Raw genomic sequence first — 12,630 nt, forward strand, 5'->3', positions numbered from 1 at the left:
GGCGGATCAAGTACGAACCGCTACGCATAGCCGATAAAGGCCGCTTATAAAGTTGTCAGATAATTTTTCAGCGGATTGGAGTACATCTCTAAGATCTTCTTACGTAAGAACGCCTCATCCTTGTTCGGAAGGACGATCTTATCCAATTGTCCTTGCAAGTATTCCTCGAATTGCTTCTTATCCTTCGGACCATAATGTTCTTGGAAACGACGAGTGCCGTTCAGTAAGTCATACGCCACGTAATTGCACGGATAGAAACGATAGTTCTTATAGATCTCCCGGTCGATAACGGACGCGATAGCGCTTACCAGCTCATTCTTCTCCATATCCTTGTCCAGTTTAGCCAAGGAATCATTGATCGGGGAAGTGATCGTGAAGTGGACACGACCCTTATTATTCAGGATACCCGTTTCCATGCTCAACAAATCATCCCGCTGACATTTCACGTAATCCGGATCATCCCGCTTCATCTGGAATTCTTTCGCCTTCAAGAAATCGCAAGGATCAAACTCGTAGGAGATAGCGACCGGTACGATATTCAAGTCCATCAAATTCAACAACAGATTATCCTTATCGCCGCCGATACTCAACATCTTCAATACGCTACCCTGCGTACGATCGTCCGAATCCTTAGCACGTCCCTCACGCTGGGCGATCCATACAGACTCGTTCACATTCTTGATCGCATGATGGATATAGGCGGAAAGCGTCTTGCTGACCTCCAACATCTGACGAACAGAAACACCACGCTTCACAATAAAACTATTGTTCAAGCGTACCAATGTCTCGATCCACGGACGGATTAAAAGATTGTCGCCGATAGCGACCTGCGTCATACCATACCCCACATCATATAACATGACATTCAAGAAGGAGGCATCCAATACGATATCCCTATGGTTCGAGATAAACGTACAGGCCGCCTTATCTTTCGGCAGACGGCTACGCCCTGAGATAGTAAGCGAGAAAGTAGTATTTTTCGCCACCGTCATTACAGCGTCATAGGCCAGAGTAGATTTAAACTCCTCCTTCGTCTTGCAAGCACGCATGGCAACTGAGAATTCCTCCCAATTCAAATTCGGCTTTATGTAACGTAAAGCCCGCTCGAAATCCTCATTGGCGACCAATTTTTCAATCGCGTCCTTCACCTCACTGTTGTTCAGCGGACGGATGTCGTCGAAATTAGGGGAAACTGTTTCTGTATCCATATCTATTCATTTTGTTTTTCTGTTTTTGAGTTCGTCTTCAATAATGTCTGTCATGACATCCTTTATATCCAATCCCGCCGCACGTACTTGCTGTGGGATAAAGCTGGTAGCCGTCATTCCCGGTGTCGTGTTTATTTCCAGTAAGACAGGCTCCCCGTCTGCCGGAATAATATAATCCACACGAATCAGTCCTTTGGCGCCCAATATATCGTAGATCCTTGATGTCTTGCGCTGTATCAACTCCGTCAACTCGGCGGAGATACGGGCCGGAGTGATCTCGTCCACCTGCCCGTTATACTTTGCGTCGAAATCGAAGAATTCGTTATCCGTAACCACCTCGGTCAAAGGAAAGACAACCTCTTTACCCTCCACCTTATAGCAACCGCATGTCACTTCCGTTCCATCGATAAAGCTCTCAAGAATCACCTCACGTCCTTCCCCAAACGCCTTAGCGATAGCGGGCTGGATAGCGGAGACCTCTTTCACCTTCGTCACGCCAAAACTACTACCCCCATCGTTTGGTTTCACGAAAATAGGCAAACCCAAACGAGTCACGACTTCTTCGTCCGTAATAGTCTCTCCCTTGAATAAATGAATGGATGCGGCAATTTTTACACCAAAGTCTTTCAAGTAATGATTACATACGTATTTATTGAATGTCAAAGCGCTCACCAGCATCCCGCAAGACGAGTAAGGCATACCGATCATATCGAAATATCCTTGTAAACGTCCGTCCTCGCCCGGAGTACCGTGTATCGTTATATAAGCGAAGTCAAAATGCCTCGTCACGCCATTCTCCTTGAAGCTAAAATCATTCTTATCAATTGGTGTATGTTCCCCGCTAGGAAGTATAACCGCCCACTCATCCCTCTTAACGATGGCAATATATAAATTATATTTGTCTTTATCAATAAAAGAGTAGATTCCGTCCGCACTTTTTAATGAAATAACGATCTCGGAGGAATCTCCCCCTGCTACGATAGCGATGTTCTTTTTCATTTTTATAGTTCTTTAGTGTTCGCGTATACACGCCATCTGTCGATCAGCTGCTGCATATCGGAAGGAATCTCGGAATCGAAAAACATCTCCTCTCCCGTAGTAGGATGAACGAACCCCAACGTCTTAGCATGCAAGGCCTGACGTGGACAAATAGCGAAACAGTTTTGCACGAACTGTTTATATTTAGTAAAAGTTGTTCCTTTCAAGATATCATGTCCGCCATACCGCTCATCGTTGAAAAGCGTATGACCGATATATTTCATATGTACACGGATCTGGTGCGTGCGCCCCGTCTCCAGACGACACTCCACCAAGCTCACGTAGCCCAAACGTTCCAACACGGTGTAATGGGTGACGGCAGTCTTGCCTTGATCGCCTTCCGGGAAGACGGTCATTTGCATACGGTCACGAGGATCACGACCGATATTTCCCTCGATACGCCCCTCATCCTCTTGAACGATGCCCCATACCAAGGCACGGTATTTACGTTTGGTTGTCTTGTTGAAGAACTGCAGGCTTAGGTTACTCTTGGCCTCCGGGCGTTTAGCCACCACCAATAAGCCCGACGTATCCTTATCGATACGGTGTACCAAGCCTAAACGAGGATCGGAAGGATCATAATAGGGATCATCCTTCAAATAATAAGCCAAGGCATTCACCAACGTACCGGTATAATTACCGTGACCGGGATGTACGACCAAGCCTGCCGGCTTATTCACCACCAGCAAATCATCGTCCTCATATACTATATTCAAAGGGATATCTTCGGGGATAATCTCCAGTTCCCGGCGTGGGCGATCCATCACGATAGAAACCACATCCAAAGGTTTCACCCGGTAATTACTTTTCACCGGCTTATCGTTCACCAAGATACAACCCGCCTCAGCCGCCAATTGGATGCGGTTACGGGTAGCGCCCATCATACGGTCTACCAAGAACTTATCCACCCGGAGCAGGGATTGCCCCTTGTCCGCTACGAAACGGAAATGCTCATACATCTGGCTCGACGATGTTTCGTCTTCTTCCGGCATCAACAGGTCGTCTACCTGTTCATCATCCATATCGTCCAAAAACTCGTCCATTCCCTTAAAACCAGTTTTCTATATCACTATCCAATGGTTCTACCGGAATACTATCCAAAGCCAATGAGTCGGGAAGCATATTCGGATCGCCACTGCTTACTTTCAATACCAGATGAGCGGTCAACGGTACATGTTCCCCTTTGAGCAAGGTACGCCCGTTTAACTCCACCCCCATCGCCAAATCTTTATAATCGCCCGGCACATACTCTATCTCGACCGACGAGAAGCCACGGGCCCGCAGCAAGGCATACGCCTGACGGAAAGATAAGTCTTCCACCTCCGGTATCACGGCCATCTGGGAGGTCAACGCGTTAATCGTAACAAAGACGATCCGCCCCTCTTTCACCTTCGATCCGACACCGGGAACCAACTCCACGATGGAGCCCGGAGCCACATCTTTCGAGAATACGGAATCGATCACGTTATAGCGTAGCTTATTATTCCCGAAAAACTCGGCGGCGTCCTCTAGCTTCATTCCTTTCACGTCCGGAACGACCACCGCTTGATTATGGCGGGTATAAGAATCCAGCCACGCCAGTACGCCATAAACAACGCCGCACGACACGACTATCACCAACAAGAGATTGATGACAAACGGATTCTTTATCAGTTTTACAAAAAAGTTACTCATTTCACGTATGTATTTGTAGGCGGTTCAAAAGTAGAAAAAAAACGGCATATAGACCAATATCCACCAGAGCAATACTACAAAAACAAAGAAAGTAAAGGCTTTTTAGGAAAAAACCTCTACTTTCTTTATAAATCTTTAGAACGTGACTAATTATCCGTTGTATTCGTCAGATACCGTTAATTTAGCTCTGCCTTTAGCACGACGAGAAGCTAATACTCTACGGCCATTAGCGGTAGCCATTCTAGAACGGAAGCCATGCTTGTTCTTTCTTTTTCTGTTGGAAGGTTGGAATGTTCTTTTCATCTTTCTATATTATTTATTATTATTCGCATACTTATTCGGGCTGCAAAGATAGAGCCTTTTTTTTAATAAACAAAGGGTTGCGCAATTTTTTACACAAGAACCTTTGATATCAGACCAAAGCAAGTTAACTGCATGGGGCAAGTAAGTTAACGTCATCGGCAAATGAAGAAAGCGATGCCGCTCATCTCCTTACGGAATGAATGGCATCGATAAAGCACGAATGCTATATGAGGTAAAGGGCCGGGGAGGAGGTGCAGCCTATGTGTAAAACAAATTCAATCCATTGTGTGCTGCACGCTCCCCGCATCCGTCATTCACATGATGGATGGGAACCCGTTATTATCTACTCATAGTCATATTCAATCCATCCTTACCACCATTAATCCATCGGATCAAAGGTACTTCATCGGAAATATAAGACTTACCTCCTATATTCGCAGCTTTAAATTTAACCTTCTTACCCAAAGTAACACTTGCAGGTAAATCATACTGATAATGTCCATTCTCATCCACAATCACAGATCCATAACTCTTATTATCATTTAGTGCTTCAACTTTTGTATCTTTGGGAACATTATTATTATTATACTTCAATGTACCCACAATACGTATCGGCATCAAATGAATTGTTTTTCCTTGAACATTCGACAGTTTCCCCTTATACTCAAATGTTACTGATCCATTATCATAAACTGTTCCCGTATTATAGGAGAAAGTAATTTCATCGTCGCTATTCAACTCTCCATCCACGACAAACTCGTATGTACCACCTTCCAACTGAACCGCTCCATTCGCATGCTCAGTCTTCCAAGAAATATATACATTATCGATATTAAATGTTTTAACAGAAGAATTATTACCGATATTCCATGTCATTACACCCGAAACCTTAGTCTCCTTTGGAGCTACCGCCTTCACCGTACACGTTTTTGAATCAAACAAATCAGCGGAAATTTCCGGAGTTTCCTCGAACACATCTGCATTTGTCTTAAAATTCAAACTATAAGACTCTTGGTAACTCTTTACGACATAAACATAATAATATTCACCATTTCCTGTCGTCTCAATCCGAACACCATCATCTACAGCATACAAATAATTAGTTTTAATTTTAACCTCAAACGGATAAGCAGATTCATCCACTTCTTCCGTCGCAAAAGTTAAAACAGTGGAAGAACCAATCCCTCCTTCTATTATTGAAGGATTTGCCTCAAAGCGAGTGAATTTATAAGCAGGACGTAATATTAAATCAATCTTACGCTGCAATTTACCAGCCATGACATAAAAAGCGGCTCTTTGCTCCGCATTCCCAGCCCCCTTGATACTAGCCGTGATAACACCATTTGATTTATTCAAAGAAATAGAACCATTCACTATATCATAGAGCTTCTCATCCGATGTACCTAGCTTCAACTCACTATTTTTCACCGTCGATGTTGAGCCACTGATTTCACGATAAGTAGCTGTCGCTTTTAATTGGCTACCCCCTTTATTCACAAAAATATAGGTTGTCTTCGATACGGAAAGAGCTGCATCCTCAAAAGAGATGGATGGATATTTAATCAACTCCATGGAGGTTATGATATTATAGTCCGCAACCCTACCCGGAACAATAATCTCATCCCACGACACCCCGACTCTTGTAACATCCTTTATTGTAATATTATATTGATAATTTCGAATAATGTCATACACGCTCGATTCTCCCGTTGTTTCCGTAACACTTAAATCTACTTTATAATAAGAGAACGATTGAGAATTATTAAATTTACCCTTCACTATAACAAAAGTAGGATTATCCCCTTGGTTACTATTCTCAAACGCATAATCGGCCTCCCCGACTCCGACAAAAGAAGAGGTTGGCTCTTCTTTTGGGCTTACATGGCCGTTACTCGCCGGAACATTAATCGTTCCTATCGCTTCCGTACCCAATGTAGCATATGTGGATTTATTATACAGGTAAAAAGAGACTTCTTTTAATGACGATTTTGCCTTCTCATCCAAATCCACAACCACTTTAGACCAATTACGATACAACTCAAGACTACTCGTTCCTAATCCAAGATCGGACGCCGGTTCACCATTGAAAGACATTTCTCTCCAGAATAAATACTCTTGCGTAGCCGCCGTATAAAAATAATCACCAGCCGCTCCGCTTAAATCAGCATCATAATTAGCGACAAAATGTATTTTACGGGTTTCTTTAGAGATAGATGCCATGTATCTCCCTGTCGTTCCAGCAGACTTAGCGGCAACAACCTCCAATAAATTTCCCGAACCATCAAATGTGGCTAATTTCAAACTAGAAATCCCATCATCCGCAATTGGAACCGAAGCTTTCGTTGACACAGACACCGAAGGTACGTCTACGGAGAAAACCACCGCCACCGAAGACTCATCGCCTCCATTTATCGTATAATCTCCTAATGTATCTTCCACGGAGCAAGCCGAAAAGAACAAAAGAGATACCAAAATGTTATATATATATTTAGACATAGCTCTTATATTTAATAGGTTAATTAATAAATATCATGTACGCAGCGCACATATTGCTCTTTCTTATTCTCATGCGCATTCGCATTCGACATTTGTACCTCATAATTGGTTAAAGCAGACCAATAATAACTACCTTCCAATAAAGACTTCACCGCACTATTTCCGTCTTTTTGCAGCGTTGCGATATATCTCAACTCGGCCAGAGTAGGGACACGCCAATCTGTCATTAACTCTTTTACACCATCACCATCTTTGTCATAATATTCCTTATATAAATGACAACGCATTTCCGCCCCACTTTGGCTAATTTGATTGGTGATACCTCGTTGAGACGCAATTATAAACTTAGGAGATACCAGATTGTTGGATTTTGCGTCACGCCCTGTTATCCTCACACCCGTAACAGTAGAAAAAGTACCATATTTTGCTATATCCCCAGTTGCCGTAGGATCTCCAATCATAAACTTACCAGAGGCGATCGACGTAACACTAAAGACATTGTAATTATTTTGGCTGAGATCAGTGTGCCGTCCTCCGGGCAAAGACGAAGGAACTCCACCATAATCATTCCCCCCATTGTTCTGAAACGCCTCTACATAAGGAGTCGGATAGTGAATAATCGTAACAGTTTCCGACAATTTATTATCAGTTGTCTTTATCTTTAATGTTATGTAGGTAGGTACATAATTTATAGGGACAGATTTCATCGATACCTTAACAGATCCTTTATCCGTACCATTCGGTGTAATTTCAATCTGAGGATATTGATTCGCAGATTCCGCATAACGACCATCAACCTTATTCCCACTCGTATCATAACCTGTATATTTAACCGATTCGATAGAGAAAGAGACCTTCTGATTGGAAGCATAAGAGAATGTATATTCATTAATATTAGGCATATAAATCAAACGCTCAGATACGAATAAATAATTCACATTGCCAATCTCCGCATTGATTGACTTATTTATCCATCCCGCAGCCGTAACCCCAAACGTAACGGTCTTTGATGATAAGCTGATCGTACCAACCACGTCATAGCTATTGCCATGCACAATGCCTGTCGTATTGCAGTCATCCTCTTTTACAGGATCAAGCCTAAATTGATAAGTCTTCACCGAACCCTTATCATCCGAGCTTATTTTTAATAGACCGGTCATTTTTATTATAACAGAATCATTTGAGGTCACTTTCTCATAAGTATAAAAAGCGAATGATTTCAATGAAGTGCCATTATCGCCTTTTGTCCATGAAATGGATGACTGGATATTTTCGGTATTTGTTGGTGTTATACCTTTCTCTACAAGTAATACAGTTGATTGATTGTTCAACTTCGATACATCAAAAGAAGTAATCTCGAAAGAGGCCCCTGTTCCTTCATCAGAAAAGTTAAAAGATACATCCACACGAGCCACCAATTGATCCAGCTTAATATCAAAGCTATTCACTTTACCTTTGTTTAATTTTTGCGTTTGCAGAGCCACTTTCATCAAATTTCCAGAACGGAAAGCCTCTGTTTGCCGTGCGACCAATTCTTCAAACCTCGCATACGTAGTATAAGCCTTACATGCGTCAAGTTGAGCGCTTGTTAAGTTAGCGATCGTCAATATCTTTTGCGCAGATATTCCATCGCACTTGGCCAACACCTCTACCGTGAACTCCGTCGCCGGCTCACTCAACGTTTCGGCTTTTAAACCTACCACATTGGTTCCCGCGGCATCAAACACGGCTATCACATAGTTATTGATTAGCTTCTCGTCGTCACTAACCGGAGTCTCATAACCAAGATTCTCTTCATTCGCAGCAGCCTTTGTCTCCACACTATTTATGGACAAAGTAGCCGATATCGTAGCCTCCTCTCCTCCACTTATAACAGGTCCGTCAACCAATGTCTCCTCTGAGCAAGAAGAGAATAGCCATGTCGTGGCAGCTATCGTAAATAGTATATTCTTTAATCTCATAACTTATTAATTTTACCCGTTTATTTTATTACTTCTTCCCAAGTTCCTGTTACCGTATTCGATATAAAGTCGTTTACCGTGCAGGTTCCTTCTGCCGTGCCATTCGTAATGGTCACATACAGTTTATATATATTCCCCGGCTGTACGCAGGCTGCGCCGTCCGTCTTTATCTTAAATGTACTTGTAGATTCCACTCCATTCACCGTATATACGACTTTCAATGCCGTTTGTTTATTCACGTCATTGCTTTCATTCGCATATGTATAAAAACGAATATCGCTAATATTCTCATACGTTGGTTTTGGGGATACACTCGAATCATTATAATCCGGATGAAAAGGATTATCATCACCTACAGAAAGCGGACCTACAGGAGAAGATCTCAGAATCACATTAGGATCAGCCTTTTTAACATATGTGCTAGTAACGGCGTTTAATAATGAAACGCTTACAACGTTAGCATCGGGTACCGTCTCTTCCTTGAAAACAGGTTCCCCTTTCGAATCTGTTCCAGTTTGTACCTTCTTATTTACCTTAAACTCCTCCAACTGAATAGCCGACGTAAGTTGATATACCGGTATTTCAACCTTGGTACAATTCTCTCCCTCAACACATTCATCCAATACCTTCTCCCGCACTTTATAATCAGATATAGTTGCTGAACCGAACTTCACGAAGATATTAGGATCTGTCTTAGTAATTCTTCGTCCCAATATATCACCGTAAGTCTTGCAGTTTGCCACAAATCCATCCAGATCTTTTTTTGCATCGGCCGATAATATATTAGCGACCGCCACAAACGTCACTTTAGGTTTATCTGTCGCATCCGCGTTTCTTACAGGAATCTTAATAATCATATGGTTTCCCAACGCATAAATATTAGGATTATCTTTCGTAGGTGCAGAGCCTATCGCATCACCTCCTTGATAGGTATTATAGAAAGCAGAGGCTATTATTTCACTTCCGTTTGTTAACGCATCTTCACCCCCTAAGAATGCCGCTATATAACAGCTATTGATAACTCCTTCTGTTGTTTTATTATTATCCGGAGCTTCTGTACCTACTGATTTAGTTTGTAGAGTGCCACCTGTTAAAGCCAAGTCGAATTCCGCATATATATCCATCCTCGATTCTTCCTCTGTAACAACTTTGCCTACCTCATCCAGCACCTCATCCCCCATCGAGCAAGAGATCGCTAGTAGCATCAAGCAAATACTTGAGATTATTATCCTTATTTTCATACCCCTATATTTTATTCGTTTAACTTATTCCTTATTGTCTAGAATATAAGGATCGTTTTAGTTCCGATAGGACGAAGGTCTAGGCAGGCTTGAGTAAAGAAGACATACAAGACTGAATCAACTCTTTACCTTGTTGAGAATAGGTAAAGATAATTTTCATAAGTTCTTCTCCAAAGTGGATTGATTTGCATAAGAGACTATAATATAAGGATTTAATATTAGGATAGGTTATATAGTCCTATCGGAACGAAGTTCCCAAGGACAGGCTAGCGGATTTTTTTACACTGACAAAATTAAATGGATACATTAATGAATGGAATAGGCGGAACTTTCAACTTTAAGGGGTAAAACTAGCAATTTAAGGTTTGTTGAAATAAACGATAGAGAATCCTATCATTTCGATAGAGATACCCATGCTGCCAGAGAAACATTATAGGTCATGGTTGCTTTTTTATGAATAGGAACAAAGATAATCGTTTAATTCATTATCTTTGTGGAAGTATAAACAAATAAACAAGATAACTATGAAAAATAAATCATCGTTAGTACGTTTCGATTGGGCGATCAAACGTTTACTTCGCCAAAAGTCCAATTTTGTAGTCCTCGAAGGTCTTTTATCCACCCTTCTCGGGGAAAACGTGATTATTGTCCGCATCCTAGAAAGCGAAGGTAACAAAGAGGATAGCGAGGACAAGTTCAACCGCGTAGACGTATTGGCAGAAAACAGTAAAGGCGAGCTGGTAATCATCGAGGTACAAAACAACCGGGAGCTAGATTATTTTCACCGTATGCTATATGGCACATCCAAGGCAGTCACCGAGTATATTCATGAGGGAGAGAAATACGGTACTATCAAGAAAATCTACTCCGTAAACATTATCTATTTCGATCTTGGGCAGGGAAAAGATTACGTATATCACGGGAAGACCCAATTCAAAGGTATTCATTTTGACGATATATTGAAACTATCCACCCGCCAACGGGAACAATTCGTCAAACAAGAAGCCGGCGATATTTTTCCTGAATATTACGTATTACGTGTCAACGAGTTTGACGAACTGGCGAAAACACCCCTCGACGAATGGATCTATTTCCTAAAAACAGGAGAAATAGATGAACATGCCACCGCCAAAGGATTGCCGGAAGCACGGGAGAAGTTACGGATCGATAAACTCAGCCCTTCCGAGAAGGGCCAATACTACGCCCACATGGAAGCCCTTCGATATCAAAAGAGCGTCATCGAGACCGGATGGATAGAAGGGCATGCGGATGGACGAGCGGAAGGCAGAGCAGAAGGCATCGCAGAGGGTAAAGCGGAAGGCTGAGCAGAAGGTAGAGCGGAGGGTATTGCAGAAGGACAGAACCTAGAGAAACGTCAAATTGCCGCCAACTTGAAAAAGCAAGGGCTTTCCATAGAGATCATAGCGAATTGCACAGGGCTTTCTCCGGAAGAAATAGCGAATTGCTAATACCTATTTATATAAAGGGGGAATCAAAAGATTCCCCCTTTATACATATCATCGAAATTCGAATGCTGTCCGTTCATCTTCTGGGCCTCCTCGCTTTCTGGATTCAGTTCCAAAGATTTCTTCAAGTCCTCGAACGCACCGGTCTTATCACCTTTCAGATTCTTGGCTCGCCCACGCTCACTATAAGCCTTGGCAAAAGACGGATTCGTCTCGATCGCCTCGTCGAAGAAAGCGATCGCCTCGTCATATTTCTTTTGCTCGATCAGTAACTGACCAGATAAGATACAAGCGTCCTCATTAAACGGATTTAGATCTAGGACCTGCTGGAAATCAGAATTCGCGGCCTCGATATCCCCTAAAGCCATATGAATACGTCCTCTCAATAAATAAGAACTTTCCTCCTCCGGCACGATCTCGATCGCTTTCTCCACATCGGGCAGCGCCTCTTTAGCTTGTCCCAGTCCTAAAAGAATCTCCGCACGCAATAAATAAGAATCGGCGAAATCCTCCTTCAAGGAGATCGATCTCGTCAGGTCGGCGATAGCGCCAAATACGTCATTCGTCGCTTTCTTCGCTTTTGCCATCATGAAATAAGCGACATGATTAGAAGGCTCTAGCTCGATCACGTGCAAACAATCGGTTATGACCTCCACATCCTTATCCAACATAAACAATAAGTTAACGCGAGTCAAGCGGGTAGCGATATGATCCGGCTCCATCTCAACCATCCGGTTCAACACATCCTCGGCTTTCCCTAGATCGTTCGCCATCGTATAAGCGGAAACGAGATAGCTCATCGTCTCAAAATCCTCCTGTATATTCAGTGCCTCCGTAAAGCATTTGATCGCATAAACAAGTTTTCCCATCTTCTGGGCACGTACGCCGTCGTATTTCAAGATATCAAAGTTCTTCTGCTCGTTCTTCGCCTTATCCTCCGTCGCCTCGGCCGGTTTGGAAGAAGAGAATAAAGATGTAAAGAAATTTCCCATGGTCTTATTCCTTAATTATTATAGTTTTACATTATTAGAATTCCACCGCAAAGTTACGGTAATATATTTGAATTTTCAGCCGTACAAGCGCCGGAAAAAACACGTACGTGTTTTTGGAAAAAGTCGTACATGTTTTTCGGAAAACACGTACATGTTTTTTCAAGCTGACAATCATTCACCGAAAAGGCCGTTTCGCTTATTTATTTTCATTTTTTTAATTAAAATGTAACAGATCGTTTTCCAGTATTTTA

9 protein-coding genes and 1 pseudogene are annotated in these 12,630 nt (G+C 42.4%); 1 reads left to right on the plus strand and 9 read right to left on the minus strand.

The features are described 5' to 3' along the window. Positions 1-44: 44 nt before the first annotated feature. From ACYIA1_RS14315 to ACYIA1_RS14350, 8 genes are all read right to left on the minus strand, one after another. Positions 45-1,208: a 1-acyl-sn-glycerol-3-phosphate acyltransferase gene (locus ACYIA1_RS14315; protein WP_009018407.1), complete on the minus strand. Its 1,164-nt coding sequence runs from the start codon at positions 1,206-1,208 to the stop codon at positions 45-47. Between the two features lie 6 nt (positions 1,209-1,214). Next, positions 1,215-2,207, minus strand: a complete 993-nt coding sequence (locus ACYIA1_RS14320) for a D-alanine--D-alanine ligase (RefSeq protein ID WP_022191919.1) — start codon at positions 2,205-2,207, stop codon at positions 1,215-1,217. Between the two features lie 2 nt (positions 2,208-2,209). Beyond that, positions 2,210-3,289 carry an RluA family pseudouridine synthase gene (locus tag ACYIA1_RS14325; RefSeq protein WP_005861030.1) on the minus strand — a complete coding sequence of 360 codons (1,080 nt, stop codon included), beginning with the start codon at positions 3,287-3,289 and terminating at the stop codon, positions 2,210-2,212. Positions 3,290-3,293: 4 nt separating this feature from the next. Continuing rightward, complete coding sequence (locus tag ACYIA1_RS14330; RefSeq protein ID WP_005861027.1) at positions 3,294-3,920, minus strand: PASTA domain-containing protein; 627 nt, start codon at positions 3,918-3,920, stop codon at positions 3,294-3,296. 150 nt (positions 3,921-4,070) lie between these two features. Further along, positions 4,071-4,223, minus strand: coding sequence for a 50S ribosomal protein L34 (rpmH, locus tag ACYIA1_RS14335; RefSeq protein ID WP_005633099.1), 153 nt, complete (start codon positions 4,221-4,223; stop codon positions 4,071-4,073). A gap of 339 nt (positions 4,224-4,562) precedes the next feature. Then, a complete protein-coding gene (locus tag ACYIA1_RS14340) occupies positions 4,563-6,719 on the minus strand; it encodes a hypothetical protein (RefSeq protein WP_480335621.1) in 2,157 nt (718 codons plus the stop codon). Positions 6,720-6,742: 23 nt separating this feature from the next. Further along, on the minus strand, positions 6,743-8,680 hold the full coding sequence (locus ACYIA1_RS14345; RefSeq protein WP_480335623.1) for a fimbrial protein: 1,938 nt from the start codon (positions 8,678-8,680) through the stop codon (positions 6,743-6,745). Between the two features lie 20 nt (positions 8,681-8,700). Further along, complete coding sequence (locus tag ACYIA1_RS14350) at positions 8,701-9,921, minus strand: hypothetical protein (RefSeq protein WP_147378375.1); 1,221 nt, start codon at positions 9,919-9,921, stop codon at positions 8,701-8,703. Between the two features lie 524 nt (positions 9,922-10,445). On the opposite strand from ACYIA1_RS14350, the pseudogene ACYIA1_RS14355 reads away from it, so the two are divergent. Next, positions 10,446-11,390: pseudogene (locus ACYIA1_RS14355) on the plus strand (Rpn family recombination-promoting nuclease/putative transposase). 23 nt (positions 11,391-11,413) lie between these two features. Here ACYIA1_RS14355 and ACYIA1_RS14360 read toward each other — a convergent pair. Continuing rightward, the gene (locus ACYIA1_RS14360) at positions 11,414-12,379 is read right to left on the minus strand and encodes a tetratricopeptide repeat protein (RefSeq protein WP_480335626.1); all 966 of its coding nucleotides are present in this window, start codon (positions 12,377-12,379) and stop codon (positions 11,414-11,416) included. Positions 12,380-12,630: the final 251 nt, after the last annotated feature.

The organism is Parabacteroides sp. KHUB-02, assembly GCF_056640955.1.